The organism is Nonomuraea deserti, from assembly GCF_004348685.1.
In the GTDB taxonomy this organism is placed as follows: Bacteria; Actinomycetota; Actinomycetes; order Streptosporangiales; family Streptosporangiaceae; genus Nonomuraea; species Nonomuraea deserti.
Map to the genome: position 1 here is coordinate 20,534 of NZ_SMKO01000062.1, position 26,192 is coordinate 46,725.

Annotated in this window: 23 protein-coding genes; 9 read left to right on the forward strand and 14 right to left on the reverse strand. The window is 71.4% G+C overall.

Going from position 1 to position 26,192, the window contains the following annotated elements; genetic code table 11:
• The first annotated feature begins 212 nt into the window (after positions 1–212).
• On the forward strand, positions 213–386 hold the full coding sequence (locus E1292_RS51295) for a hypothetical protein (RefSeq protein ID WP_165974687.1): 174 nt from the start codon (positions 213–215) through the stop codon (positions 384–386).
• A gap of 22 nt (positions 387–408) precedes the next feature.
• Positions 409–1,230: an MBL fold metallo-hydrolase gene (locus tag E1292_RS22900; protein ID WP_246090276.1), complete on the forward strand. Its 822-nt coding sequence runs from the start codon at positions 409–411 to the stop codon at positions 1,228–1,230.
• Here E1292_RS22900 and E1292_RS22905 read toward each other — a convergent pair.
• Positions 1,217–3,118, reverse strand: coding sequence for a sensor histidine kinase (locus tag E1292_RS22905; protein WP_132597271.1), 1,902 nt, complete (start codon positions 3,116–3,118; stop codon positions 1,217–1,219). The genes E1292_RS22900 and E1292_RS22905 overlap by 14 nt on opposite strands.
• Positions 3,119–3,180: 62 nt before the next feature.
• Between E1292_RS22905 and E1292_RS22910 the strand changes: the two genes are divergently transcribed.
• Entirely contained in the window at positions 3,181–3,606 is a 426-nt protein-coding gene (locus tag E1292_RS22910) for a hypothetical protein (RefSeq protein ID WP_165974690.1), read from the forward strand.
• 6 nt (positions 3,607–3,612) lie between these two features.
• Here the strand turns inward: E1292_RS22910 and E1292_RS22915 are convergent, their stop codons facing one another.
• Complete coding sequence (locus tag E1292_RS22915) at positions 3,613–3,969, reverse strand: hypothetical protein (protein WP_132597272.1); 357 nt, start codon at positions 3,967–3,969, stop codon at positions 3,613–3,615.
• Between the two features lie 75 nt (positions 3,970–4,044).
• On the opposite strand from E1292_RS22915, the gene E1292_RS22920 reads away from it, so the two are divergent.
• Complete coding sequence (locus E1292_RS22920; protein WP_132597273.1) at positions 4,045–4,572, forward strand: DUF6886 family protein; 528 nt, start codon at positions 4,045–4,047, stop codon at positions 4,570–4,572.
• On the opposite strand, the gene E1292_RS22925 is transcribed toward E1292_RS22920, so the two are convergent.
• From E1292_RS22925 to xylA, 7 genes are all read right to left on the reverse strand, one after another.
• The gene (locus E1292_RS22925; protein ID WP_132597274.1) at positions 4,547–5,509 is read right to left on the reverse strand and encodes a ketopantoate reductase family protein; all 963 of its coding nucleotides are present in this window, start codon (positions 5,507–5,509) and stop codon (positions 4,547–4,549) included. The two genes, E1292_RS22920 and E1292_RS22925, sit on opposite strands and share 26 nt — an antisense overlap.
• A 41-nt stretch (positions 5,510–5,550) precedes the next feature.
• Complete coding sequence (locus tag E1292_RS22930) at positions 5,551–6,279, reverse strand: glycosyltransferase family 2 protein (protein ID WP_132597275.1); 729 nt, start codon at positions 6,277–6,279, stop codon at positions 5,551–5,553.
• 66 nt (positions 6,280–6,345) lie between these two features.
• Complete coding sequence (locus tag E1292_RS22935; protein WP_132597276.1) at positions 6,346–6,882, reverse strand: AAA family ATPase; 537 nt, start codon at positions 6,880–6,882, stop codon at positions 6,346–6,348.
• Positions 6,879–8,480: a lysine--tRNA ligase gene (gene lysS, locus E1292_RS22940; RefSeq protein ID WP_132597277.1), complete on the reverse strand. Its 1,602-nt coding sequence runs from the start codon at positions 8,478–8,480 to the stop codon at positions 6,879–6,881. Before lysS ends, E1292_RS22935 begins: the two co-directional genes overlap by 4 nt.
• Before the next feature lie 186 nt (positions 8,481–8,666).
• Positions 8,667–9,770: a Gfo/Idh/MocA family protein gene (locus E1292_RS22945; RefSeq protein ID WP_132597278.1), complete on the reverse strand. Its 1,104-nt coding sequence runs from the start codon at positions 9,768–9,770 to the stop codon at positions 8,667–8,669.
• Entirely contained in the window at positions 9,767–10,510 is a 744-nt protein-coding gene (locus E1292_RS22950; protein WP_132597279.1) for a sugar phosphate isomerase/epimerase family protein, read from the reverse strand. Before E1292_RS22950 ends, E1292_RS22945 begins: the two co-directional genes overlap by 4 nt.
• Entirely contained in the window at positions 10,507–11,658 is a 1,152-nt protein-coding gene (xylA, locus tag E1292_RS22955) for a xylose isomerase (protein WP_132597280.1), read from the reverse strand. The genes E1292_RS22950 and xylA overlap by 4 nt, the downstream gene beginning before the upstream one ends.
• Positions 11,659–11,747: 89 nt before the next feature.
• On the opposite strand from xylA, the gene E1292_RS22960 reads away from it, so the two are divergent.
• Positions 11,748–12,860 carry an ROK family transcriptional regulator gene (locus E1292_RS22960; protein ID WP_246090277.1) on the forward strand — a complete coding sequence of 371 codons (1,113 nt, stop codon included), beginning with the start codon at positions 11,748–11,750 and terminating at the stop codon, positions 12,858–12,860.
• On the opposite strand, the gene E1292_RS22965 is transcribed toward E1292_RS22960, so the two are convergent.
• The 5 genes from E1292_RS22965 to E1292_RS22985 all read right to left on the reverse strand — a co-directional run bounded on the left by E1292_RS22965 (position 12,857) and on the right by E1292_RS22985 (position 20,025).
• Entirely contained in the window at positions 12,857–13,375 is a 519-nt protein-coding gene (locus E1292_RS22965) for a DinB family protein (protein WP_132597282.1), read from the reverse strand. The two genes, E1292_RS22960 and E1292_RS22965, sit on opposite strands and share 4 nt — an antisense overlap.
• Positions 13,376–13,452: 77 nt before the next feature.
• The gene (locus E1292_RS22970; RefSeq protein WP_246090278.1) at positions 13,453–16,464 is read right to left on the reverse strand and encodes a GH92 family glycosyl hydrolase; all 3,012 of its coding nucleotides are present in this window, start codon (positions 16,462–16,464) and stop codon (positions 13,453–13,455) included.
• Positions 16,465–16,655: 191 nt separating this feature from the next.
• Positions 16,656–17,609, reverse strand: a complete 954-nt coding sequence (locus E1292_RS22975; protein WP_132597283.1) for a discoidin domain-containing protein — start codon at positions 17,607–17,609, stop codon at positions 16,656–16,658.
• A 12-nt stretch (positions 17,610–17,621) separates the two neighbouring features.
• The gene (locus E1292_RS22980) at positions 17,622–19,193 is read right to left on the reverse strand and encodes an alkaline phosphatase D family protein (RefSeq protein WP_132597284.1); all 1,572 of its coding nucleotides are present in this window, start codon (positions 19,191–19,193) and stop codon (positions 17,622–17,624) included.
• Positions 19,194–19,287: 94 nt separating this feature from the next.
• The gene (locus E1292_RS22985) at positions 19,288–20,025 is read right to left on the reverse strand and encodes a DeoR/GlpR family DNA-binding transcription regulator (RefSeq protein WP_132597285.1); all 738 of its coding nucleotides are present in this window, start codon (positions 20,023–20,025) and stop codon (positions 19,288–19,290) included.
• A gap of 189 nt (positions 20,026–20,214) precedes the next feature.
• Here E1292_RS22985 and E1292_RS22990 point away from each other — a divergent pair, with 189 nt between their 5' ends.
• The 4 genes from E1292_RS22990 to E1292_RS23005 form a co-directional block, all read left to right on the forward strand.
• Positions 20,215–21,516: an extracellular solute-binding protein gene (locus E1292_RS22990; RefSeq protein ID WP_132597286.1), complete on the forward strand. Its 1,302-nt coding sequence runs from the start codon at positions 20,215–20,217 to the stop codon at positions 21,514–21,516.
• Positions 21,513–22,397, forward strand: a complete 885-nt coding sequence (locus tag E1292_RS22995; RefSeq protein WP_132597287.1) for a carbohydrate ABC transporter permease — start codon at positions 21,513–21,515, stop codon at positions 22,395–22,397. The genes E1292_RS22990 and E1292_RS22995 overlap by 4 nt, the downstream gene beginning before the upstream one ends.
• On the forward strand, positions 22,394–23,206 hold the full coding sequence (locus tag E1292_RS23000) for a carbohydrate ABC transporter permease (protein WP_246090279.1): 813 nt from the start codon (positions 22,394–22,396) through the stop codon (positions 23,204–23,206). Before E1292_RS22995 ends, E1292_RS23000 begins: the two co-directional genes overlap by 4 nt.
• The coding region (locus tag E1292_RS23005; protein WP_181958282.1) for a hypothetical protein at positions 23,203–26,192 on the forward strand (2,990 nt) is incomplete at its 3' end. The genes E1292_RS23000 and E1292_RS23005, both read left to right, overlap by 4 nt.

The following is a 26,192-nucleotide window of genomic DNA, read 5'->3' on the forward strand; positions in this document are numbered from 1 at the left end:
GGTCCATGGAACGTCTAGCCCGCTTGGACTATTCCCGGGCCGTTCCCGTGTCTTAACCGGCGAACGCGGGGTAGACGCGTGACAATGTTCTTCTCGGCACCGCAGGGCGAGGAAAATTACCGCGCTCGGTGTATCGAAGGACACAACTCCCATCGGTGTAGCGGCGTCATATCAAGTGGCATGCAGGATCCCTGCAACTCGATGAGGGTTCCATGAGGACGAAGACAGACTCCTGGGGGAGCATCATGAAGACCGTCAACTGCCCGCGGTGCCACAACGAGCTCGACGAAGGCCCGATCATGTACAGGTGCGCCCACTGCCGCCGAGCCGTCTACGCCGCCGACGTCGAGAACGAGTACGTCCCCCGCGAGCCGGTCGCCGCCTGAACTGACGGCGTAGCCTTACCGGGTGCCGCACCGACCGATCACCGTGTCCGGCGTCGACGTGACCCCGCTCTGCGACGCCGTGGGCCCCATGGGCCCCGCCATCCGACGCCCGCTCGCCGAGATGTTCGCCGGCTCAGGCCTGCCCGACGAGCCGTGGGTCCTGCACTTCCACTGCTATCTGCTGCGTGACGCGGCCGGCCGCCTGACGCTGGTCGACACCGGCATCGGCGGCATCGACTCACCGGCGGCCACCTGGGCGCCGGTCCCCGGCACGCTGGCCGGCGAGCTCGCGGCCGTGGGGGTGACGCCCGCCGACATCGGCACCGTCATCCTGACCCACCTGCACAGCGACCACGCCTCGGGCGCGGTCGCCGCCGGCAGGCCGGTGTTCGAGAACGCCCGCTACGTGCTCCAGCGGGCCGAGCTCGACGCCGCCGCCGGCCCGATGCTCGACGACGTCGTCACCACGATCAAGGATCAGCTGCACGTCGTCGAGGGTGACGCGGACGTCGCGCCGGGTGTGCGCGTGCATCTCGCACCCGGCCACACCCCCGGACACCAGATCGCCAGGGCCGGCGACGTGGCCATGACCGGCGACCTCGTCCTCCACCCGGTGCAGCTGGACGATCCGCGCCTGCGCTACCTCTACGACGGCGACCAGGAGGCCGCCGCGCGCACCCGCGCGGAGACGCTCGCCGCGCTCCGCGCCGAGCGGGCGATCCTGGCCACCGCGCACTTCAGCGAGCCGTTCCTGCGCCTGACACCGGCCGGCGCGACCCCCGTCACCGGACCCGTCACCGGACCCGTCACCGGACCCGTCACCGGACCCGTCACCGGCCGCTGAGCACCGGCTGGTCGGCCAGCAGCGACGAAGGCAGGGCGACCATCGCGGTCAGCCCGCCGTACGGCGAGGGCGCCAGGGTGACCTTGATGCCGTGCCTGGACGCGAGCCTGCCGACCACGAACAGGCCGAGCCGGTCGCTCTGCGCCAGGTCGAACTCCGGCACCTTCGACAGCCGATCGTTGAGCTCGTCGAGCTCGACGCGGGGCAGGCCGAGGCCGCGGTCCTCAATCTCGATCATGAGGCCGTGCGCGGTGCTGGAGCTGCGCACGTCCACCTTGGTCTGCGGCGGCGAGAACAGGGTGGCGTTCTCCACCAGCTCGGCCACCAGGTGGGCCACGTCCGTGACCACCGAGCCCAGCAGGGAGACCGGCGGCGGCTGGAGCACCTCGACCCGCTCGTACTCCTCGACCTCCGCGACGGCCGCGCGCAGCACGTCGTGCACCGGCACCGGGTTGCGCCAGCCGCGCCCCGGCGCCTGGTCGGACAGGATGATGAGGCTCTCCGCGTGCCGGCGCATGCGGGTGGTGAGGTGGTCGAGCTTGAACAGGTCCGCCAGCGTCTCCGGCTCCTCGGTGGCCCGCTCCATGTTGTCGAGCTGCAGCAGCTGCCGGTGCAGCAGCGACTGGTTGCGCCTGGCCAGGTTCACGAAGACCTGGCTGACGCCGTGCCGCAGCTTGGCCTGGCCCAGCGCGGCCTCGACGGCCGTGGACTGCACCTCGTTGAACGCCTGGACGATGTCGCTCACCTCGGAGGTGCTGGTCTTGACCTGCAGCGGCGCCACCTCCTCCGGCGTGGGCGGGTTCACGTTCTTGCGCAGGCGCCTGATCAGCTCGGCCAGCCGCACCTCGGCCAGCTCCGTGGCCGCGTCGCGCAGCCCGGCCAGCTCGCTCACCAGGCGTCTGCGGAAGCGCAGCGAGAGCACGATAGAGGCGATGACGGCGATCAGGCCCACGCCGCCCGCCACGCCGAGCTTGACCAGCATGCCGATGGCTGTCGGCGTGACCCGGGCGGTGATGCCCCGCACGGCCTCGCTCTGGTTGCGCTCGACGGCCTGCCACAGGTTCTGGGCGTCGACCGGCCAGGTGGCCGCCGTGGGCGGCAGGCCGGCGGTGGCGGTCAGCGTGCGGATGGCGTCCTCGGTGCGCACGAACTCCCGGTAGACCGGTGACGCGGACAGCTGCTCGTACGGGCCGCGCAGCTCGTCGTCCAGGTGGGAGAGCGCCTGGGAGTAGAGCAGCCGCCTGGTGGCGACCATGGCCGTGAACGCTCCGCGCTCCCTGGGCTCCACCTTGCCCTTGGCGAGCACCACCGTGATCACCGCCTGCTCCCGGGACAACATGTCCTTGGCCTCGCCGAGCATCGTGATCGCCCTGGCCTGCTTGTAGAGGGACATTTCGGGCACCAGCACCATGGCGTCGTACATGCGGAAGGACGCGTCGACGATCTGGCTGTAGCCCTCGACGATGTCGAGCGGCGCGACCATGCCGCCGTCGACCGCGCGCCGGAGGTCGGGAAGCTGGCCGAGCTTGGTGTTCAGCGCGTTGAGCTGCGTGGTCATGGCGGGCGTCAGGTCCTGCTGGGCCTTGGTCAGCCTGCGGAACGTGGCCATGGCCTTGTCGGTGGCCTCACGCTGCTGGGCCACCTTGCCGGCGCCCTCACCCGTGGCCAGGAACTGCGTCGAGACGAGCCGCTCGTTCTGCAGGTGGACGTTGACCTGCTCGGACGGGATCGCCAGGTTGCCCGCCAGGTCGTTGATCGCCAGCAGTCGGACGCCGTCGCCGCCGGTCAGTCCAGCGGCGAACGCCCACAGGCCCACGAGGGACAGCAGCGGGACGAGGAGGAGGACGAGGATTTTCAGCGCGATGGGGCGGCCACGCGTGGGGGGCATGCGACCTCCGGGTGCATGATGAGATCGCCTCGCAGAGTACACCCCCCTTTGGAAGGATTTCTGTGCGTCTCCCGCGTTCTTTTTCCGGCTGGACCATCGCGGTCTTCGGTGTCCTCGCCTTCGCCCTCGGCCTGCTGGGTCTGATCTCTCCTGACACCCTGCTGGTCATGCTGGGGTTCGAGGTGCTCGACACCAGGCCGCCGGGGGACTACACGCTGGTCTACATGGCCGCTTCGTCGATGGCGGCGGTCAACATGGGGGTCTACTACGTCTTCGCGGCCTCGGCGAACTACACGCCGTTCTTCCGCTGGACGGTGCCGTTCCGGCTCGTGACGTTCGCGGTGTTCACCACGCTGGTGCTGACGGGCGCGGCACCGGGCGAGTTCTTCGGCGTCGGTCTCTGGGAAGGGCTGGGCGCGCTGATCACCGGGTTCGCGCTCTGGCGTGAGGGTAACCTGCTGCCCGCACGCCAGAGCGTGAACGCCTGATCAGCGTCACTGATGCGCGTCCTCGGATCCGCGCGACACCAGGCGGTCACCGGAGGCGCCGTCACGTTCGAGCTTGCGCTCCAGATCGCGTTTCTCGTCCTCCAGCCGGGCCACCCGGCTGGAGGCCTCGGCCTTGGCGCTGCGCAGCCTGCGGCGCTGCCTGGAGGTCCTGCGGGACCCCGAGCCGATCAGCCAGAACCCCGCGAGCAGGACGGCCGCGACGGCCGCCCCCGCGAGGAACATCTCCAGGTGATTGGGCTCGAAGGTGTACCCGAACAGGATGTACCTGGCACCCTCCTCGGTGAGGACCAGTGCGACGGCGGCGCCGGCGAGCAGGACCAGAAGCACACCTAAAAAGATCATCCAAACTCACCCCTTGTCGTCAGAGCGGGTTTCCCCTGCCCTGGCGGCGGCGGGATATGCGCCATGATGGTCTTCATGAGACCTGGACCGGGCGAGGTGCTGCACTTTTCCGAGGACCCCACCATCGAGCGGTTCGTGCCGCATGTCGCGCCGACGTCCGTCCGGACCGAACCCTACGTGTGGGCGGTCGGCCACGACCGGTGCCCCGACTACTGGTTCCCCCGCGCCTGCCCGCGGGCGATGGCGTGGGCCGGGCCGCGCACCACCCAAAAGGATATCGACCGGATCGTCGGCGCGGGCTGCGGCGATCGGGTCCACGCCGTCGAGTACGGCTGGCTGCGGGCCATCATGGACGTCCGGCTGTACGCCTACCGGCTCCCGGCCGACGACTTCAAGCCCATCGGCGATCCGCCGCACGCCGTGGTCTCGACGGTCCCCGTGGTGCCGCTGGGCCCGCCCGAGCCGGTCTCCGACCTGTTCGAGCTGCACGAGGAAGCCGGCATCCAGCTCAGGGTGATGGCCGACCTGTGGCCGTTCTGGAACGAGGTGACGGCGAGCACGCTGGAGTTCAGCGGGATCAGGATGCGCAACGCTCGTCGATGAGCGCCCGCAGCGTCTCCAGCCGCATCGAGCCGGGCGGCAGCTTCTCGCGGGCGGCCCTGTTGGCCTCGCGCCGCAGCACCTCGTTGACGGGGGTGGGCACGCCGTGCAGCCGGCCGATCAGGACGATCTCGCCGTTGAGGTAGTCGGCCTCGATCGAGCCGCTGCCCCTGGCCAGGCTCTGCCATGACGACCCGCCGCCGCGCTGGGCGCCCTCGACCGGGCGGATGTCGACCCGCCGGCCGCGCACTTCGGCCTCCTCCTCGCTCGTCGAGTACGCGATGCCCGCCGTGTCGAGCACGGTCATGGCCTCCACCCTGGCCCGCGTGACCACCTCGCTGATTCCGTCCACGCGGCCGAGCAGCGCCTCGACGGCGTTGCCCAGGTTGCCGATCAGCTTGCCGTGCTTCCAGCGCATCACGTCGGGGACGGCCCGCCCGACGAGTCCGCGCTTGCCGAGGTCGGTGGCGATCTGCTCGGTGAGTTCGTCCACACCCTGTGGATAGCGTCCGACGTGCAACATGCCGGAGTACGGGTGGCCGTTCGCGGTCACCACGCCGGGCTGCAGATGCTCGGCGGGCAGCCACACGCACATGCCGTGGACGTGCTCGAACCGCCGCAGGGCCATGCGCTCGTTGGCGACGCCGTTCTGGGCGCAGACCACGGGCAGGCCGGTCGGCCACGGGCTGAGTGCGGCGATGGTGTCCTGCGACTTGGTGGCCAGGATCAGCACGTCGCCGTCGCGGGTGGGCACGGGGCCGTCGGCGGTGGGGATGGCGAGGGTCTCGGTGGATTCCGGGGTGATCAGGCGCAGGCCGTCACGTTTGAGCGCGTCGTGGTGAGCGCCTCGCGCGATGAGCAGAACGTCGTGGCCGCCCTGGAACAGGCGGGCCCCGATGGTTCCCCCGACTGCTCCCGCCCCGATCACTATGTAGCGCATTGTCAGAGAATGTCACTATTCAGGCGGCCGGCGCCACCGGCTCACTTCGCCAGGGCCACCTGCGCCTGGGCCGTGACGGCGCTGCCGCGACCGCGCTCCCGCAGGATCGTTCTGAGCACGCGCCAGCCGTCGCGCAGCGCGTGCAGGTTGCTCTCGCCGTGGATGCGGGAGCGCTCGTGGCTGGGGACCTCGCGGATGACGAGGCCCGCCTGGGCGGCCCGGACGTTCATCAGGGTCTCGATCTCGAAGCCGTCGCAGTCGAGGTCGAGGGCGTCGAGGTGGCGGGTCCAGAAGGCGTTGTAGCCGTAGCAGAGGTCGGTGTAGCGGGTGCCGTAGAGGAGGTTCGTCAGCCCGGTGAGGACCTTGTTGCCGAGCGAGCGGATCGGACTGAGGTCGTCCGAGCCGCCACCAGGGGCGTACCTGGAGCCCTTGGCGAAGTCGGCGCCGTTGACGAGCGTGGCGACGAACGAGCGGATCTCCCGGCCGTTGGTGGACCCGTCGGCGTCGATCATGACGATGATGTCGCCGCGTGCGGCGTGGAAACCCTCGATGAGGGCGTTGCCCTTGCCGCGCCGTGTCTGCGTGACGACCCGGAGGTCGGGGCGCAGCCCGCGCGCCACGGCGACGGTGTCGTCGGTCGAGTTGCCGTCGACCAGGATCACCTCGTCGATCCAGTCGGGCAGCGTGGCGAACACGTGAGGGAGGTTCTCGGCCTCGTTAATCGCGGGAACGATGACACTGACGCTGGCGGCGAAAGGCTGCTTGTTCATGGCAGAAAAATCCCCCCTTTCACATGCAGCTCACTTGACGATTCCTTGCATGGGTCAGGGTTCTTATCAGTCGTCCCCTATTTGGGCCTCTCTGACCCGAGAGATAATCTCGTTCACGGTTTCTTCCGGGGTCTGCCGCGAGGTGTCGAGCCACAGGCCGATGCGCGGCGTCTCGTGCCGCAGCACCGCGTCCAGCTGGGCAATCGTCCATCCGCCCGCGTAGCCGCGCTTGGCGCGCGCCCGCTCGCGGCGCTCCACGGCCGCCGGGTCGGGAGCGAGGACGACGACCTGCAGGGGACGAGAACGGACCATTTTCGTAAATCGCTCCAAATCCCTACCAATAACGACGTCCTGAACAATCGCTGTAAATCCGGCTTCGTAATACATGTCCGCAGTTTTCGCTGCGATGCGGTAACGGAGGTGGAGTTGGCGCAGCGCCTCGTCCGTGCCCTCCGGCGCCATCTCGGCGCGGCCGCCGACCACCATGCGCCGGAACACGTCGCCCCGCACGTGGGCGGAGCGCGGCAGCCGCTCGGCCAGGGCCTGCGCCACGGTGGACTTGCCGGCGGCCGAGATGCCGGTGACCAGGACGACGCCGTTCACGCGCCGACGAGCTTGCGTACGCGGTCGGCGCCCACGGCCATCAACAGCGTGGGCAGCCTGGGGCCGGTCTCGCGGCCGACGAGCAGCTTGTAGAGCAGGGCGAAGAAGGCCCGCTGCGCCGCCTTCAGCTCCGGCGTCGCCTTGGCGTCGGCCGGCAGCCCGGCCTGGACCTTCGGCACGCCGTACACCAGCGCGGTGAGGCCCTCGATCGACCAGTCGTCGAGGCCGTCGGCCAGCAGCCGCAGCGACTCGCGCGCGCCGGGGTCGAGCGAGGCGAGCAAGTCGTGGTCGGGCGTCCCGCGCACGCGGGTGCGCTGGTCGGCGGGCAGGTGATCGTCGACCCAGCTCTGCGCCTTGTCCAGGCGCGGGCGGGCGTCGTCGAGCGAGCCGACCGCGTCGAGGTCGCTCAGGATGCGCATGGTCTGCCCGGCATGCCCGGTCGTGATGTCGAGGACGGAGGCCAGCGTGCGGTAGGGGATCGGGTGCGGCGTGGCGGGCAGCGGGCCCGCGGCGGTGCCGACCGCGCGCCTGTGCGCGGCCAGCTCGGCGGGCTGGGCCTGCCCGGCGGCGACCTTGCGGCACAGGGCGTCCCACTCGTCGTAGAGCCGCTGGATCTCCTGGTCGAAGGCGATCTTGAAGGACTGCGCGGGCTTGCGGCGGGCGTACAGCCAGCGCAGCACCGGCGCCTCCATGATCTCCAGGGCGTCGGCCGGGGTCGGCACGTCGCCCTTGGAGCTGCTCATCTTGGCCATGCCGGTGATGCCGACGAACGCGTACATGGGGCCGATCGGCTGCCGGCCGCCGAACACGTCGCCCACGATCTGCCCGCCCACGATCCAGGCGGAGCCGGGAGAGTGGTGGTCGACCCCGGACGGCTCGAAGATCACGCCCTCGTAGGCCCAGCGCATCGGCCAGTCGACCTTCCACACCAGCTTGCCGTGGTCGTGCTCGGCCAGCCGGACCGTCTCGCCGAAGCCGCACTCGCAGGTGTAGGCCAGCTCGGTGGTCTCGTCGTCGTAGGCGGTGACCGTCGTCAGGTCACGCTCGCACAGGTCGCAGTAGGGCTTGTACGGGAAGTAGTCCTCGACCTGCTTCGAGCGGTAGCGCGACAGCACGGCGTCGATCGCCGCCCGCTCGCGCACCGCCCGCAGGATCTGCTCGCGGTAGGCCCCCGAGGTGTATTGCTCCGTCTGGCTGATGCCGCGACAGTCGACGCCCAGCTCCTCGAGGGCCTCGGTCATCGGCGCCTTGAAGTGCTCGGCCCAGTTGGCGTGCACGCTGCCGGGAGGGGCGGGCACCGAGGTCAGCGGCTTGCCGATGTGCTCGGCCCAGGACGGGTCGACGCCCGCGGGGACCCGGCGGAACCGGTCGTAGTCGTCCCACGACAGCAGGTGCACGCAGTCGAGACCGCGCCGGCGAATCTCGTCGGCGACCAGGTGGGGGGTCATGACCTCGCGCAGGTTGCCCAGGTGGATCGGGCCCGACGGGCTCAACCCCGATGCGCAGACGATCGGTTTGCCCGGAGCGCGTCTCTCCGCCTCGGAGATCACCTCGTCCGCGAACCTGGAGACCCAGTCGGTCTCGGCACTTTCCGCCATCGCGCCATTCTTGCGGGTCCGGCCGGTTCAAGCCAACGCGATACCCTACGGGTTCGTCGCGCTGAGCCCCGCCGCGATCTCGTTCCGCCCGGGCGGGCAGGCGGCGTGGATGGATCGAAGTCGGGGATGCCGCCGTCCTTGCCGGTTGACCATACTCCTTTGTACGAAGTATGGTCAACCGCCGGATCAGGACAGGGTGGCCGCGTGCGGATCCCAGTCGGCGGGCAGCGGGTCGGGGGCGGTCGTGGTGGAGGCGATGGGACGGAACTCCGAACGTTCGCCTGACTGCGCGATCGACGACATGAGCTCCAGCACGTGGTAGGCCAGCTCGCCCGACGCGCGGTGCGGCGTGCCCGCGCGCAGCGACCTGGCCAGGTCCAGCACGCCGATGCCGCGGCTCACCGTCGTGCCCGACACGGGCAGCTCGCGCCAGTCCGTGTCGTGCAGGCCGCGAGCCAGCAGCGGGCCGTCGAACGTGTTGGGGTCGGGGAGCGACAGCGCGCCCTCGGTGCCGATGACCTCGATCATCCTGCGGTTGACGGGCGAGTCGAAGCTGAACGTCGCCGTCGCCGTGGCGGCGCCCGGGAAGTCCAGCAGGGCGTTGACGTGGGTGGGGACATCGACGGGGAAGGCCGTGCCCGCCTTGGGCCCTGACCCGACGACGCGCTGCTCGCGGGCCTTGCGCGTGCCGGCCGCGACCCGCTCGACCGGGCCGAACAGGGACACGAGGGCGGTCAGGTAGTAGGGGCCGAGGTCGAAGAGCGGACCGCCGCCGGGCTGGTAGAAGAACTCGGGGTTGGGGTGCCACGACTCGGGGCCGAGGCTCTGCGTGGCCGCCGCGACGGCGACCGGGGTGCCGATGAGGCCGGAGCGCAGGGCGTGCAGGGCCGACTGAAGCCCGGCGCCCAGGAAGGTGTCGGGGGCGCAGCCGAGGCGCAGGCCCCGGTTGGCGGCCTCGGCCATGACCTTCGAGCCCTCGTCCATGTCCATGGCGAAGGGCTTCTCGCCGTACACGTGCTTGCCGGCGCGCAGGGCCTCCAGCGCGACGGCGGCGTGCGCGGACGGGACCGTGAGGTTGACCACGATCTCCACCTCGGGCAGCGCGAGTGCCGTGCCAGGGTCGCCGGAGACGGGCACGCCGTGCTCGCGGGCGACGGTCGCGGCCCGGTCGGCGTCGAGGTCCGCGACGGCGAGCACGCGCACGTCGGGGAAGGCGGTGAGGTTGCGGAGGTACTGGCCACTGATGACTCCGGCGCCGACCAGGGCGACGCCGACGGGGCCGTTGCTCAAAGGCTCTCCAAGGAGGTGAGGTAGGCGTGGCTGTCCGCCAGAGCGGCGAAGATGTCGGTGGCGCACTCGTCGAGCTCGACGACGCGCCAGGCGTCGGGGGCGGCGGCGAGGATCTCGGGCACGGGCATGAGACCCCTGCCGACCGCGGTGTGCGGCTCGCCCTTGACCACCGGGCCGTCCTTGACGTGCAGCGCGATCACGCGCTCCGCGAGGCGGCCGAGCAGACCGGGCACGTCGGCGCCGCCCACCGCCGCCCAGTAGGTGTCGATCTGGAGGAACACCTCGGGAGCCAGCCGGTCGGCCAGCACCTCGATGGCGTGCCGGCCGTCGATCCTCGGCTCAAGCTCCCACCAGTGGTTGTGGTAGCCGATCCGCATCCCGTGCCCCGCCGCCTGCTCGGCCAGGCCGTTCAGCAGGTCGGCCGCACGGGCGATGCCGTCGGCGGTGGCGAACTCCTCGTGCGCGATCCCGGCAGGGATGATCACCAGGTCGGTGCCGAGCGTGGCGACCGCGTCGAACACCTCGGCGGGCTCCTCGCGCAGCAGCGCGCCCGCGTGCGTGCTCGACACGCGGAGTCCCAGGTCGTCGGCGATCTGGCGGAAACCCTTGGGGTCGGAGGTCGGGTCGTACGGCTCGACCGCGGTGTAGCCGATCTCCGCGAGCCGCCGGAGCACGTCGTCGCGGTCCGCGGTCAGCGGCTCCCTGACGGTGTAGAGCTGGACACTGATGGGTCTCGTCATCCGCGTACCCCCATGAGGTGCTCGAGCGCGAGCTGGTTCAGCCGGGTGAAGTGGAAGCCCCGCTCGGCCGCGGCCTCGGGGTCGAAGTCGTCCTCGGCCAGGTCGGCCCACGTCTCGCCGGCCGCGAGGGTGGGCTGGGCGAGCTCGTCCACGCGGGAGGCGCGCAGGGCCTCCTGCACCTCGGGGTCGGCCCGGTAGGCGCGGGACTTCTCCTTGAGGATCAGGTAGGTCCGCATGTTCGCCGCCGCCGAGACCCACACGTCCTCGCGGTCCTCGGTGCGCAGCGGCTTGTAGTCGAAGTGGCGGGGACCGTCGTAGCCGCCGTTCTCCAGCAGGTCGACCAGGAAGAACGCGCTCTTGAGGTCGCCGTGGCCGAAGATCAGGTCCTGGTCGTACTTCGGCCCGTGCTGGCCGTTGAGGTCGATGTGGAAGAGCTTGCCGTGCCACAGCGCCTGGGCGATGCCGTGCACGAAGTTGAGCCCGGCCATCTGCTCGTGGCCGACCTCGGGGTTGAGGCCCACCATCTCGGGGTGCTCCAGCTCGTTGATCAGCGCCAGGGCGTGGCCGATCGTGGGCAGCAGGATGTCGCCGCGGGGCTCGTTGGGCTTGGGCTCCAGGGCGAAGCGCAGGTCGTAGCCGCGGTCGCGGACGTACGAGCAGAGCAGGTCCAGGCCCTCCTTGTAGCGCTCCATGGCAGCCTTGACGTCCTTGGCGGCGTCGGACTCCGCGCCCTCGCGGCCGCCCCAGCAGACGTAGGTTTTCGCGCCCAGCGAGGCGGCCAGGTCGATGTTGCGCATGACCTTGCGCAGGGCGTGGCGCCGCACGTCGCGGTCGTTGCTGGTGAACGCGCCGTCCTTGAAGACCGGGTGGGTGAACAGGTTGGTGGTGGCCATCGGCACCTTCATGCCGGTCTCGTCGAGGGCCTTCCTGAACGCCGCGATGGCCTTCTCCCGGTCGGGCTCGACCGCGAGGAGGTCGTCGTCGTGGAAGGTGACGCCGTACGCGCCGAGCTCGGCCAGGCGGTGCACGCTCTCGACCGGGTCGAGCGGCGGCCTGGAGGCGTCGCCGAACGGGTCGCGGGCCTGCCACCCGACGGTCCAGAGGCCGAAGGTGAAGCGGTCGTCGGGGGTGGGCGTGAATGCGGTCATGGTGCGTCCTTTTGGCCTTTAGTCCATAATCTGTACATAATCCTGAGGAGGTGGGCATGGTGGCGTCAAGAGGGGTCCGTCATGATTCCATGCGTGCCCGCAACCTGGCCGTCGTACTCGGGGCGATCCACCGGTCGGGGCCGCACACCCGCGCCGCGCTCGCCGAGCTGACCGGGCTCACCAAGACCACCGTGTCCAGCCTCGTCGCCGACCTGCTGGAGGCGGGGGTGGTGACAGAACGCGGCGCCGTCAGGGGCGGCGAGCGAGGCCGCCCGGGGGTCGCCGTGAGCCTGAGCGGCCACCGGGTGGCCACGCTGGGACTGGAGATCAACATCGACTATCTGGCGGCCTGCGTGGTCGACCTCACCCGCACCGTACGCCTGCGCCGCACCCGCCCCGCCGACAACCGCAACTCCGACCCCGCGCACATCCTTCAGGAACTGCGCGGACTGGCCAAGGAGACCATCGCCGAGGCCGAGGCGGCCGGGCTGCGGGTCATCGGCGCCGCGCTCGCCGTGCCCGGCACCGTCGAGGGCGAGACGCTGCGCAGCGCGCCGCATCTCGGCTGGCGGGACGTACGGGTGGCCGACCTGGTCGACCTGCCGTTCGCCATCGACAACGAGGCCAACCTGGCGGCGCTCGGCGAGTTGTGGTTCGGCGCGCGGGAGACGGACTTCCTCTACGTGTCGGGCGAGATCGGCGTCGGCGCCGGGCTCGTGGTGGCCGGCAGCCTGTTCAGGGGCACGTTCGGGCTGGCGGGCGAGCTGGGCCACGTCGTCGTCGTGCCCGACGGGCCCGCCTGCCGGTGCGGCGGCCGCGGCTGCCTGGAGGTCTATGCCGGGCAGGACACCCTGCTCGGGGAGCTGGACTCGGTCTCCGCGCTGGTGGCACGGCTGGAGTCGGGCGACCCGCGGGCGCTGGAGACGTGCGAGCGGGCCGGGCACGCCCTCGGCGTGGCGCTCACCTCGGCCGTGCACCTGCTCGACCCGGGCATGATCGTGCTCGGCGGCGTCTTCGCGCCGCTGTTCCCGTGGCTGGAAGGGCCCGTGGCCGACGGGCTGGGGGCCAGGCTGGCGCACATGCGCGACAACCCGCCCGCCCTCGTGGTCTCGGTAACCGGCCCGGACGCGGCCGTGCTGGGGGCGGCCGGGATGATCATCCAGCGCATCATCGCCGAGCCGGCCGAGGCCCTCGGCCTCTAGAAGTAGCCCTTCTCCCCGTCGAGCAGCTCGCGGATCGCGTCGAGGTGGCCGGCGTGCCTGGCGGTCTCCTCCACCATGTGGATCACCATCCAGCGCAGGCTCGCCTGCGCGGAGCGGAAGCCGGGGTGCCTGCCGACGTCGTCGAGGGAATGAGCGGCGATGATCTCGTTGGAGAGCCGGCACTGGCGTTCGTAGTCGTCGAGCAGCCGGGCCGTCGGCACGCCGTCGGCGAACATGTCGGCGTCCTCCTCCGCCTCCTCGTCGAACTGCGGGTTGCCGGCGGCGGAGCGGCCCATGAAGAGCACCTCGAACCAGCAGTGCTCGACCCAGCGCAGGTGGGAGAGCACGCCGGCCACCGTCATGAGGGGCGAGGCGGGCAGGACGGGGCGGTGCGCGTCCTCCTCCGACAACCCCTCGCACTTCCACTGGACGATCGCGCGCTGCATGTCGAGCCAGCCCACGAGCTGCGTGCACTCGTCGGCCACGAAGGGGGGCCGTTCCCGGGGAAGTGTCATGACGGCCGACGGTACTTCAACCGCGCCGACATCGCGCGATCTTTTCGGCCGGCCCGCCACGACGAGAGGGGTGACGCTCAGGCGCGGGCGCTGAGCGCGAAGATCTTCAGGTCGGGGGTCGGGGAGCTGGTGAACGAGACGGCCTCGCGGGCCGGGTCGACCGGTACGGACACCCGCCAGATGGTGACCTCGCGGCCGTCCGAGGTGCCGTTGACGTGGTAGCGGGTGTCGGCCGTGAGCGCGGCCTCCTCGCCGAAGTGCGGTGACGCGCTCGCCCAGTCGGTCACCCGCAGCGGCGCCGCCGACGTGCCGCCGTCGGCGTAGGTGATCGTGAGCTCGGTCCGCTGGTCGCCGTTCACCGCCGTGATCAGCAGGTCGAGCGCGCGGTAGCGGCCCTCGGTCAGGTAGGTGCGCTGGCCGCGCAGGCTCGTGAAGTTGACCGCGGTGCCCCCGGTCTCGGGGATCAGGAACGCGGTTCCCGCCACGGTGTGCGGGCCGGGCTCGGGCAGCTGCTCGGCGGGGAAGCTCCAGCCCTTGCCGTCCAGGTCGCCCTGGGACCTGGCGTCGGCGGTGGCCACGCCGTCCACGTCGTACTGCGGCTCGTGGAGGCAGGAGCCGCCGGACGGCTCGCACGGGGCGGGCAGGTTGGGGACGGGCTCCCGCGCGGCGGGGACGTGGTCGACCGGGAGGTCGCCGGCGGCCGTGCCCCACGACCCGCCGGGGGCCGTGCCCACGTCGACCACGACGTGCCCGCCCTTGTTGACCAGCGACTCCGGCAGCCAGGAACGGGTGTGGCGCTTGCCGTTCACCCGCACGTCCTGGACGTAGATCGCGTCAGGGGAGGCCTGCGGCGCGGACACCGTGATGGTCCTGCCGTTGCCGCGCCTGATCCACGCCTTCGGGAAGATCGGGCTGGACAACAACATCTCGGCGCGGCTGGGCGTCTGGGGGTACATGCCGAGCGCGGCGAAGACGTACCACGCGGACATGGTGCCGAGGTCGTCGTTGCCGGGCAGCCCGCCGGGGCCGGTCCTGTAGACCAGCGACGCCATCGCGCGCACCGTCTCCTGCGTCTTCCACGGCTGTCCGAGCGCGTTGTAGAGCCACGGCACGTGGATGCCGGGCTCGTTCGTCGGGTCGTAGCGGAAGCCGTCGCCGCCGGTCGCCCACGAGCCGTCGGGGCGGCGGAAGAACGTGTCGAGCCGCTCGGCCGCCCGCTCCCTGCCGCCCATGGCGGCGGCCAGCCCGGACACGTCGTGCTGGACCATCCACGTGTACGTCGCGCTCGTGCCCTGGGCGAACCCGGCGTCCGAGGTGGGCGAGAACGGCCACGACCAGCCGCCGTCCGCCTTGCGCGCCTGCTGGTAGCCGCCCTCGGGCCCGGCCGACGGGTTGAACGTGCTGCGCCACCAGCTCGCCCTCGGCATCAGCCGGTCGTGCTCGGCCTCGCGACCGAGCCGCCTGGCCCAGTCGGCGAGCGCGAAGTCGGCCGTGGCGTCCTCCAGCGTCTCCGCGGCGCCGCCCCAGCAGTGGCAGGTGTCCTGCGGCGCGTAGTGGAGCCGCAGGTACTCGGCCAGGTTGGGGCGCTGGCCCTCGCACTGTCCCGGGCAGCCCTTGTCGGACAGGCCCGACGGGTGCGGCACGGTCGCCTGCTTCACCAGCGAGTCGAAGGCGCCGCGCACGTCGAAGTTGCGCACGCCGAGCGAGTGGAACCCGGCCAGCGTCGGAGCCGACGGGTCGCCGGTCATCACGTGGGTGGGGCCGTTGACGTGCACCCAGCGGTCCCATACGCCGCCGTTCTGCCGCGCGAGGTTGTACAGCGACTGGGCGTAGTCGCCCGCCACCTGTGGCTCCAGCAGCGCCAGCAGCTGGGTGTGGGCGCGGTACTGGTCCCAGCCGGAGAAGTTGCCGTACTGCGCCCGCTGGCCGCGCGCCAGCCGGTGCACCTCGCGGTCGCTGCCGAGGTAGGTGCCCGAGACGTCGCTGGCGATGTTGGGCTGCAGGTAGGCGTGGTAGAGGGCGGTGTAGAACGTGGTGCGCAGGTCGTCGGAGCCGCCGGCCACCTCGATCGAGCGCAGCCGGTCGTTCCAGGCGCGGCGCGCCCTGGCGGCCACGTCGTCGACGTCGTCCCCGGGCCCGATCTCGCGGGCCAGGTTCTCCTTCGCCGCAGCCAGGCTCGTGTACGAGATGCCGACCTTCATCCGCACGTCGGTGCCGGACGCCGTGTCGAAGGAGACGTAGCCGCCCGATCCGCGTCCCGCGCGGTCGGCGCCCGTCGCGTACCCCTCGCCGCCGCCGGCCTTCGTGGTGCCCGGCCGCAGCTCGCCGTCGACCCACGTGCCGGTGCCGGAGAAGGCGCGGTCGAACGTCGCGGCGAAGTGCAGCCGGTAGTAGCTCCTGCGGTTGTTCTCGCCGCCGTTGGCGCGCCGGCCGCAGAAGGCGCCCGTCAGCACCGAGCCGGTGACGGCACGCCGGGCGGGGTCGATCGCGATCTCGGCGTCCTCGCTGCCGTTGAGCGAGTTGGACACCCGGAACAGCAGGTTGGCGGCCGAGCCCTGCGGAAAGGTGAACTCGCCGACGCCGGCGCGGGCCGTGACCGACAGGTCGGTCCTGACGCCGGAGTCGAGCGTGACGGTGTACCTGCCGGGGCGCGCGGTCTCGTTGTCGTGGCTGAAGTCGCTCGCGTAGACGGCGTCCTTCGTGTCTGCCGTGGGTGACGACGTGACCTCGCCGGCGTACGGCATGATCGGGACGTCTCCCGCCGCTCCTGGATGGCAGCCCGCGCCGTTGACGTGGGTCAGCGCGAAGCCGCGCACGCGCGGCGTGTCGTAGGAGTAGCCGTTGGAGCCGGCGGCGTTGGTCTGGTCGCCCGCCGTGTTGGTCGGGCTCCAGGAGATCATCCCGAACGGCGTGACGGCGCCGGGATAGGTGTTGCCGCCGTTGGCGGAGCCGATCAGCGGATCGACGTGGCTGACGGGATCGGTGACCTTCGCTGGGGAGCGGCCGGCGGAGGCCGGCGTGGCGGGCGCGAGCGTGGCGACGAGCGTGCCGATGAGCGTCACGGCGAGCCACGAGCGGGGGGAGAACACCTCGTGATCACACCGTCCCACATTAACCGGATCATTTACGGCGATGTAAGCCCGGGAGAACATCGCTCCCTGGGTGCCGGCTCACCTATCGGGCCATGGCCGCCCGCGCGCACCACTCCGCCGCGACGCTCGCGCAGGCCGCAGCCAGGCGGCCGCCTGCTCCACGTGAGCATGAGCCCTGCCGGGTCCGGTCAGCGGACCTCGACCTCGATGATCCGCGTGTAGTCGTTGGCGCCGTTGGAGGCGAGCGCGACGATGCGGACGGCGTCCGCGGTGACGGGTGAGAAGTCCGAGCGCACGTTGCCGGCGGTGTTGCCGCGCACCTGCGCGACCGTCCGCCACTCGCCGTCCACCTGGGCCTGGACGTCCCAGTCGCGCAGCCCGTGGCGCGACGCCGGGTAACGCTCGGTGTCGAGGGTGTAGAGGTCGACGCGGGAGACCTGCTCAGGCCCGCCCAGCGCGACCGCGACGGTGTCCGGCCAGGACCGGCCGGTGGCGTCGTTCCAGCCGTTGCCGCCGGCCCAGCCGTTGGAGGAGGTGTCGCCGTCGGCGACGCTGCACGGCGGGTAGTTGGCGTTGGTGTGCTGGGAGGAGGCGGTGACCGGGCGGTGCAGCGCCAGGTTGCCGCCGTTGTCGAGCTTGTCGAGGGGCACGACGTCGACCGGCACCTTCAGCGTCTTGGCGCGGGTGCGCAGCCGCAGCTCGTACGTGCCCTCGCTGGTCTCGGGCGGGACGGCGACCAGCAGTTTCGCGCCGAGCTCGTACCCGGGTGGCAGGTAGCTGGTCAGCATCGACCGGGAGGCGGTCAGCGGCGGGTCGACCTCGACGTCCATCGTGGCGTACGCGGGTTTCCCCGCGTCGCTGCGCATGCCGATCTCGATCTTGGCGGGGCAGGCGGGGTCCACGCCGAGCGCGGCGACGAGCCGGTCGGCGCCCGCGATGGGGGTGAGGTCGCCGGAGGGCTTCCCGGCGGTCGCGGCGAGGTTCCGGGCGGTCGCGGCGGGGTTCCAGGCGGTCTCGGTGAGCGCGGCGGCGGGGGTCACGGTGGCTCGTTCGGTGTGCGTGGCGGCGGGGTTCCAGGCGGCTCCCGTGGTGAGCGTGACGGCGGCGGTGGCGACGGTGAGCGCGGCGGCGAGGTGACGCATGATCGTTCCTTCCTAGAGCGCCTGCAGGCCGGGGGCGCCGTCGAGGGTGACGAGGCTCGCCCTGGTGGAGACCGGGGCGCCGGGGCGGTCCACGTACGGGACGACCTTGAAGTCGGCCCGCCACCGGTCGCGGGTGACCTCGCAGGAGACGTAGCCGCGCTGGTAGCTGGAGAAGCGCAGGTGCGGGTTGATCGGGTCGGCGCCGCCCGGAGGCAGGCCGGTGTCAGGGTTGCCGTTGCCGCCGCTGCTGACCGAGGTGCAGACGAACTCCACGCCGGCCGTGCGGGAGGCGGGGTCGTCGAAGTTCTGCTTGAGCTCGCCGGCCAGGTTGTAGTGGATGTCGCCGGTCAGCACCACCGGGTTGCCGACCTCGCGCTCGATCATGCCGTTGATCAGGCGGTCCTTGGCGGCCTTGTAGCCGTCCCACAGGTCCATGCTGAGCTTCTGGGCGGGGCCGGGGTCGAAGTCGAGCTGCATCATGGCGACCTGCTGGGCGAGCACGTTCCACCGGGCGCGGGAGGCGCCCATGCCGTCGAGTAACCACCGCTCCTGCTCGGCGCCGAGCATCTGCCTGGCCGGGTCGAGGCGGTCGGCGCAGTCGACCTGCTGCCCGTCGCCGCACACCTGGTCGTCGCGGTACTGCCGGGTGTCGAGCACGTTGAACTCGGCCAGGTCGCCGAAGGTGTACCTGCGGTAGACGCGGGCGTCCGGGCCCTGCACGGCGGGCACGCGGACGGGCAGGTTCTCCCAGAAGGCGCGGAAGGCGTTGGCGCGGATCACCAGGTAGTCCTGCTCGGTCACCTCGCCGCCGGGGCCGTGCGGGCCCGCCCAGTTGTCGAGCACCTCGTGGTCGTCCCAGGTGACGATCCACGGCGCCCGGTGGTGGGCGGCCTGCAGGTCGGGGTCGCTCTTGTAGAGGCCGTACTGGATGCGGAAGCGGTCGAGGGTGTCGCACTGCACGCGGTACTGCTCGGGCACCGGGACCCCGCGGTTGCCGCCGGTCGGCACGATGCCGTACTCGTAGATGTAGTCGCCCAGGTGGAAGACGACGTCGGGGTTCTCGTCGGCGAGGTGACGGTAGGCGGTGTAGTAGCCGTCCTGCCACAGCGCGCAGGAGGCGAAGGCGAGCCGCAGGGCCTCCGGGTCGCCGCCGGGCGCGGGCGCGGTCTTGGTCCGGCCCACCGGGCTGATCTCGCCGCCGGCGCGGAAGCGGTAGAAGTATTCGCGGCCGGGGCGCAGGCCCTTGGCGTCCACGTGGATCGAGTGGCCGTATTCGGGGGTGGCCCAGGTGGAGCCGCGGCGGGCGCGCCGGGTGAACGCCTCGTCCTCCGCGATCTCCCAGTCAACCCTGATCTTGTTGTACGGCAGCCCGCCGAGCGGCTCCAGCGGCTCGGGCGCCAGCCGCGTCCAGAGGATGACCCGGTCGGGCAGGGGGTCGCCCGAGGCGACGCCGAGCTTGAAGGGGTAGTCACCGCGGACGGTGGTCGTCTGCGCGGTGGAGGGGTCGGCCAGGTTCGTGGTGAAGGCCAGGGCGAACGCGGCGCCGCCGAGGCCGAGGAAGGATCGACGTGAGGGACAATCCATGCCGCTTCCTGAGCTGGGGGGTGAAAGCCCTCACTTTGTAACAAGCAACCGCACTTCTTAACAAGACTCAAGTGAGAAATAACGCGCGATCGCGTTACATCTCCGCCACCTGGACGTTGCCGTGCCGGTCACGCAGCCGTTGGAGCAGGTCGGCGGGGGCGGCCGAGTCGACGACGATCGCGTCGAAGTCGTCCAGAGGCGCGACCCGGTGCAGCGCCACCCGGGCGAGCTTGGAGCCGTCGACCGCCAGGATGCGGCGGGTGCCCGCGCGCAACATCGCCCGCTTCACCAGGACGATCTCCTGCTCCTGGTGGAAGGCGTACTGGTCGGAGACAGCGGAGGTGGAGACCACGACCACGTCGGTGCTCACCGCCTCGACCGCGTCGACGCAGCCCAGGCCGAGGAAGGAGTCGTGGGTGGCGCGGTACTCCCCGCCCAGCGCGATGAGCCGGATGTCGGGGCTGCCGGCCAGCAGCCTGATCGCCTCGAGGAAGTTCGTCACCACGGTCAGCGGCGCCAGGTCGCCGAGATGGCGGGCCACGGCCAGCGCCGTCGTCGAGTCGTCGAGCATGACGGACCCGCCGGGCTCGATCATCCCCGCCACCACCCGGGCGATCGCGTCCTTCTCGGCGGTGTGGGCCTGGAGCCGGTAGGCGATGTTGCTCTCCCACACGTTGCTGGCCTGGGCGGTGACCCCGCCCCTGACCTTGCGCACCATGCCCTGGCGCTCCAGCTCGTCGAGGTCGCGGTGCACGGTCATCACGCTGACGCCGAAGCTCTCGGCGAGCTCCGTCACCGAGGCCGAGCCCTGGCGCACGATGTGCTCGGCCATGCCCCGCCACCGGGCGGACTTGCTTGAGGTGTGCTGACGCGAATCCACCGGGAGCCCTCTCACCCTCTTCGACGACTGCGAATCCTAACCTTGACACCCAACTTGGGCGACTCGTACCCTCCCCACATCTATCACTTTTAACAAATATGGCTGTTAAGTTAACAGTCAGGTCATGGAGGTGGGCGGGACATGACCGGCCTTCTGCACGACGCCAGGGTGAGCCGCGGGCAGTTCCTGCGCATGATGGGCGGCCTGGCGGTGGCCGCCACGGCCACCGCGTGCTCCACCAGGCCGGAGACCACGGCGACGACCGGCGGCGGCGCCACGACCGAGCTGAAGTTCATCGGCGTGGCCGACCAGAAGGCGCCGATGGACGAACTGGTCGGCGCCTACCAGAAGGCCAAGCCCGCGGTGCGCATCACCGCCTCCTACGCTCCCACCGACCAGGTGCAGACCTCCCTGCGCACGCAACTCGGCGCCGGCAACGCCCCCGACCTGCACGTCGTCTACCCCGGCAACGGCAGCGCGATGTCGATGGCCCAGATCGCCGAGGCCGGGCTGCTGGCCGACCTGTCCGCCCAGCCGTGGGCGGCGACCGTCCCCGCCGGCTTCAGGCCCGCCTTCCAGCTCGACGGCAAGACCTACATCTACTCCGCCGGCTCATCGGTCATCGGCGCCGTCTACAACAAGAAGGTCTTCGACAAGGCGGGCATCGACGCCCCGCCGACCACGTGGAACGAGTTCCTCGCCGCCTGCGACAAGCTGAAGAAGGCCGGCGTGGTGCCGATCGCGCTGGGCGCGCAGACGCCGTGGGTCACCCAGCTCATCACGTACGCGCTGGTGCCCTCGACCGTCTACGCCAAGGACCCGACGTTCGACGACAAGCAGCTCGCCGGGCAGGCGACCTTCGCCGGCTCCGGCTGGCAGGACGCCATGGAGATGTACCTGGAGCTGCAGAAACGCGGCTACTTCAACGACAACCCGAACGGCACCACCTTCGAGCAGCAGACTTCCATGGTGGCCGGCGGCAAGGCCGGCATGGCCGTCCAGGTCTCCGCCGTCCTGCCCGACTTCCGCAAGGCGGCCGCCTCGCCCGACGACCTGTCGATGTTCCCCGTGCCGGGCGCCGACGACGCCGGCTCCGTGTGGATCCCCGCCGGCGTCGTCGTCGGCCTCGGAGCCGCCGCCAAGGGCAGGAACGTCGAGGAGGCCAAGGCGTTCATCGACTTCCTCGGCAAGCAGGAGAACATCAACGCCTGGGCCAAGGCGATCTCCGCCATCCCGCTCACGCAGGACGACTCCTCGACCATCGACCCGGCCGTCGAGTCGTTCCTGCCGTTCACCAAGGACCGCGCGGTGCCGTTCATGGACCAGCGCTGGCCCAACGCCGAGGTGCAGCCGGTGCACTTCGCCGTCGTGCAGGAGCTGCTGGCCGGCGAGTCCACCATCGACGAGGCGCTGAAGAAGATGGACGAGGCGTACCGGAAGTGACCGTCAGCTCCTCCCGCCGCCGCTTCACCGCGTCCGCCCCGTCCTGGCTGTTCGCCGCGCCCGCGCTCGCGGTCTACGCGCTGGTCGTGCTCTACCCGGCGGTCAGCGGCGTGGTGTACGCGTTCACGGACTGGAGCGGCATCGGCCAGGACATGTCCTTCGTCGGCCTGGCCAACTTCGGCACGCTGCTCGGCGACGACCAGGCCATGGGCTCGATCGGCAACACGCTGCTGCTGACCGTGGCCACCGTGGCCGTGCAGAACGGCGTCGGGCTGCTGCTGGCGCTCGGCGTGCACGCCAAGCTCAAGAGCCGTGCCCTGCTCCGCGTGATCTTCTTCGCGCCGGTCGTGGTCAGCCCGGTCATGGTGGCGTTCCTGTGGAAGTACATCTACAACCCCGACCCGTCCGCCGGCCTCAACGGGCTGCTCGGCCTGCACGTCGACTGGCTGGGTGACCCGTCGGTCGCGCTGTGGTCGATCGCCGGCATGGTGGTGTGGCAGTACGCCGGATATTCCATGGTCATCTTCCTTGCCGGGCTGGAGGGCGTGCCGAGGGAGCTGCACGAAGCCGCCATGATCGACGGCGCGGGCACCCTCCAGCGTTTCCGCTACGTCACCTGGCCGCTGCTGGCCCCCGCCGTGACGATCAACCTGATGTTGTCCACGATCGGCGGGCTCAAGCTCTTCGACCAGGTCTTCGCCGCCACCAACGGCGGTCCGGGCTACGCCACCGAGACCCTGTCGACCGTGCTGTACAAGCAGGCGTTCGTGTTCGGCAAGTTCGGCTACAGCACCGCGGTCGCCCTGGTGCTCGCGCTGTTCGTGGCCGCCGTCTCGCTCGTCCAGGTCTACTACCTGCGTCGCCGGGAGGTGACCGCGTGAGGAAGACGTTCCTGCTGGAAATCGTCATGATCGCCGTCGCGGTGGCGTTCCTGTTCCCCGTCTACACCCTGGTCTCGCTGTCGCTGAAGGACCCCGGGCAGATCTCGCGGTCGCCGCTGGCGTTGCCCGACCCGCCGACGCTCGACAACTACGGCTCCGCGTGGACGGCGGCCGCCCTCGGCCCGTCTCTCGTCAACAGCACCGTCGTCACCGTGGCCAGCCTGGTCGCGCTCATCGCGCTCGGCTCGTTCGCCGCCTATTTCCTGGCCCGGGTGCGGACCCGCCTCGGCTACGGCCTCTACGTGCTCTTCCTGCTCGGCATCGTGCTGCCCTTCCAGCTCGGCATGATCCCGCTCTATGAGCTGGTGAACACCCTCGGGCTGATCGGCACGCACGCCGGGATGATCCTTTTCTACACCGGCATCCAGCTGCCGTTCACCGTCTTCCTCTACACCGGCTTCATCCGGGCCCTGCCCCGTGAGTACGCCGCCGCCGCCCAGATCGACGGCGCCTCCCACCTGACGGCGTTCACCCGCGTCGTCTTCCCCCTGCTGCGGCCCATCACCGGCACCGTGCTGATCCTCAACGCCGTCTTCATCTGGAACGACTTCTTCACGCCGCTCGTCTACCTCGGCGGCTCCGGCTTCGAGACCGTCCCGGTCAGCGTCTTCGCCTTCGTCGGCCAGTACGTCTCCCAGCACGGCCTCGTCTTCGCCGGGCTCGTGCTCGGCGCGGTGCCGATCGTGGTGGTCTTCCTGGCGCTGCAGCGGTACGTCATCAAGGGCTTCGCCAGCGGGCTCAAGGGATGAACGGCCTCTTCGGCGACCCGCCCCCCAGGGAGTACTCCCCGGCGGCCATCTGGTGGTGGAGCGGCGAGCCGCTGCGCCGCGACCGGCTCCGCGGGCAGATGGAACGCCTGGTGGCCGGGGGGGTGCACAACCTCGTCATCCTCAACCTCGCCCCGTCGGGACCCGCCTTCGGCGCCGACGCCGACGACCCGCCGTTCCTGTCGGAGGCGTGGTGGGAGCTGTTCGACCAGGTGTGCGCCGACGCGTACGAGCTGGGGGCGTACCTGTGGTTCTACGACCAGCTGGGCTTCTCCGGCGCCGACCTGCAGGCCCGGCTCGTCCAGGAGCACCCGTCGTTCGCCGGGCAGTGGCTGAACCCCGACGGGTCGGTCACGCTGCGCGGCTTCGACTACCTGTCGCCCGAGGCGTGCGCGGTGCTGCTCGACCGGGTACACGGCGAGTTCGAGCGGCGCGTAGGCCACTGGTTCGGCCGGGTGATCGCCGGGTCGTTCCAGGACGAGCTGCCAACTCTGCCCACCTGGTCCGCCCGCTTCGCCGAGGAGTACCGCGCCAGGCGGGGCGCCGAGTTCTCGACGGCCGACCCGGACTGGCGGGCGTACCAGCGGACCCGCGCCGAGCTGGCCGAGGAGGCGTTTTTCCGGCCGCTGAGCGAGTGGCACGCGCGGCACGGGCTGCTCAACGGCTGTGACCAGCAGGACCCGGCCCGCGCCGGGCACCCGGTGGCCGGGGTGGAGCTGTACGCCGACTACGCCCGCACCCACCGCTGGTTCGGCGCGCCCGGCTCCGACCACCACGGCGACGCCCGCCTGCACGCCTCGCTCGCCCACCTCTACGGCCGGCCGCGCACCTGGATCGAGGCGTTCCACTCCAGCGGCTGGGGCGGCACGCTGGAGGAGACCTTCGACTGGCTGCTGCCCTGGCTGCGGGCCGGGGCCACGCTGTACAACCCGCACGCGGTCTACTACACGACCAGGCGCGGCTGGTGGGAATGGGCGCCGCCGTCCACGGACTGGCGGCAGCCGTACTGGCGGCACCACCGGGTCTTCGCCGACGCCGTCACCCGGCTGTGCGCCGCCCTGTCGCAGGGCCGCCACGCCTGCGACGTCGCCGTCCTCCTTCCCACGGCCACCGCACAGGCCGCCGGCTCGGACGAGGCGGGGTCGGCGGCACGCGCCGCGGCCGAGCGGGCGCAGGAGACGTACCGGGAGATCGTCGGCGACATGGCCTGGTTCGCCACCAGGCCGGGCGTGCTGGACCGGCTGGGGCTCGACGCCGACGTCATCGACGAGGACTCCGTACGGCGGGCGACGGTCGAGGACGGGCGCCTCGCCGTGTCCGGCGAGGCGTACCGGGCCGTGGTGCTGCCCGCCGTCGCCGTGCTCGACGAGGACGTCGCCGCCCGGCTCGCCGAGTTCGCCGCGGACGGCGGGTCGGTCGTCACCGTCGGCACGGATCCGCTGCGCGGGGCGGCCCGTTTCGTCCCGTCCGCGGATCGCCTGGGCGACGCGCTGGCGGAGCTGCCACGCCGGGTGGAGGCCCCGGTGCCCGCGCTGGTGCGCGAGGCCGGCGACACCACGCTGGTGTTCCTGACGGCGACCTTCCCGATGGCCAGCAGGATCGGCGTCGGACGGCCCGAGCGGCGCGGCGTCGAGCTCGGCTGGCTGGACGCCGACATCGACTTCGACCCCGCCAGGTACGCCCGCGAGATGCGCGTCACCGTCAGGGGCGTGTCGGGAACGCCGCGGCTCGCCCGCCCCTTCGCCGGCGGCGACCCCGTCGCCCTGCCGTACACGCGCGTCGGCGACGACGGGGACACGGTGGAGGTGGTCGTGCCGTTCGACGACGGGCCCGCCGCGCTGCTGGTGTTCGACGGGACGCACGCCGAGCCGGCGCCGCCGCGGCCCGCGTACCCGGTGGAGGTGGACCTCGGGGACGAGTGGGACGTCGAGCTCGTCCCCACCATGGACGACACCTGGTCGGACTTCGGTCTCACCACCGCGTCCGCCACCGCGACCGCCACCGCGTCCGCCACCGCGTCCGCCACCGCGTCAGCCACCACGACCGCGACCGCCACCACGACCGCGACCGCCACCGCGACCGCGACCGCCACCGCCACCGCGACCGCGACCGCCACCGGGACCGCGGCCGTCGCCGACGTCGGCAGCGGCACCGGTGCTTGCGTCGAACGCTGGTCGTTGCGCAGGCGCAGCGGGGAGCCCGCGCACATGACGTTCGGCCCGCGCGGCGAGCAGCGCGTCGGCGACGGCCCGTGGACCCCCTCGGTGTGGTCGACGTCGCGGGGGCTGCACAAGGACCCCGTCCACCGGGAGACCCTGGGCCCCAAGGGACACGTGCCGGTGGAGTTCCTCGCGTTCGGCCGGGTCGCGGCCGGAGCCGCGGCCCGCTTCCGCAGCGTGCTCACCGTGCCGCCGGGCGCTCCCGCCTGGCTCGCGATCGGCGCGGGCGCCGCCAAGACCCTCTGGCTCGACGGCGAGGAGCGCCCGCTCGACGACGCCGGTTACGCCGCCGTCACGCTCTCGCCCGTCGCGCCTGGCGACCACCTGCTGGAGCTGGCGCTCGTACCGGACGAGGAGCACGACCTGCGGGCCTACGCCTGCCTGGTGTACGACCCCGGCGACGCCGCCCGCCCCGAGTGGATCGCCGGCACACCCCTGGAGACCACCGTGCACGTCCAGGAGGGAGGCGGATCGCTGCTTCAGGTCGCCTCGACCGCCTTCTGCCGGGTGCTGGTGAACGGCGTGGAGGCGGGCCGCCAGGGCGGCTTCGACCCGTACGCGGAGGCCGACATCCCGCGCGTACGCCGCTACGACGTGGCCCGCCTGCTGCGCCCCGGCGACAACACGATCAGGATCGAGTCGGACGGCTGGGTGCTGGCCGACGGCCTGGCCGTCTCCGGCCCCGGCTGGACGCCACGCCCCCGGGTACGCCGCCGCCAGCACGGCGACCCCGCCGCCCTCTGGCTGCG

Excerpts from the sequence above, each read along its gene's own strand:
- E1292_RS22990 (WP_132597286.1), top strand. The coding sequence starts at position 20,215 with ATGACCGGCCTTCTGCACGACGCCAGGGTGAGCCGCGGGCAGTTCCTG.
- E1292_RS22975 (WP_132597283.1), bottom strand. The coding sequence starts at position 17,609 with ATGCGTCACCTCGCCGCCGCGCTCACCGTCGCCACCGCCGCCGTCACG.
- E1292_RS22920 (WP_132597273.1), top strand. The coding sequence starts at position 4,045 with ATGAGACCTGGACCGGGCGAGGTGCTGCACTTTTCCGAGGACCCCACC.
- E1292_RS22905 (WP_132597271.1), bottom strand. The coding sequence starts at position 3,118 with ATGCCCCCCACGCGTGGCCGCCCCATCGCGCTGAAAATCCTCGTCCTC.
- E1292_RS22950 (WP_132597279.1), bottom strand. The coding sequence starts at position 10,510 with ATGACGAGACCCATCAGTGTCCAGCTCTACACCGTCAGGGAGCCGCTG.
- lysS (WP_132597277.1), bottom strand. The coding sequence starts at position 8,480 with ATGGCGGAAAGTGCCGAGACCGACTGGGTCTCCAGGTTCGCGGACGAG.
- E1292_RS22915 (WP_132597272.1), bottom strand. The coding sequence starts at position 3,969 with ATGATCTTTTTAGGTGTGCTTCTGGTCCTGCTCGCCGGCGCCGCCGTC.
- E1292_RS51295 (WP_165974687.1), top strand. The coding sequence starts at position 213 with ATGAGGACGAAGACAGACTCCTGGGGGAGCATCATGAAGACCGTCAAC.
- xylA (WP_132597280.1), bottom strand. The coding sequence starts at position 11,658 with ATGACCGCATTCACGCCCACCCCCGACGACCGCTTCACCTTCGGCCTC.
- E1292_RS22980 (WP_132597284.1), bottom strand. The coding sequence starts at position 19,193 with ATGGATTGTCCCTCACGTCGATCCTTCCTCGGCCTCGGCGGCGCCGCG.
- E1292_RS22960 (WP_246090277.1), top strand. The coding sequence starts at position 11,748 with ATGCGTGCCCGCAACCTGGCCGTCGTACTCGGGGCGATCCACCGGTCG.
- E1292_RS22965 (WP_132597282.1), bottom strand. The coding sequence starts at position 13,375 with ATGACACTTCCCCGGGAACGGCCCCCCTTCGTGGCCGACGAGTGCACG.
- E1292_RS22925 (WP_132597274.1), bottom strand. The coding sequence starts at position 5,509 with ATGCGCTACATAGTGATCGGGGCGGGAGCAGTCGGGGGAACCATCGGG.
- E1292_RS22985 (WP_132597285.1), bottom strand. The coding sequence starts at position 20,025 with ATGGCCGAGCACATCGTGCGCCAGGGCTCGGCCTCGGTGACGGAGCTC.
- E1292_RS22930 (WP_132597275.1), bottom strand. The coding sequence starts at position 6,279 with ATGAACAAGCAGCCTTTCGCCGCCAGCGTCAGTGTCATCGTTCCCGCG.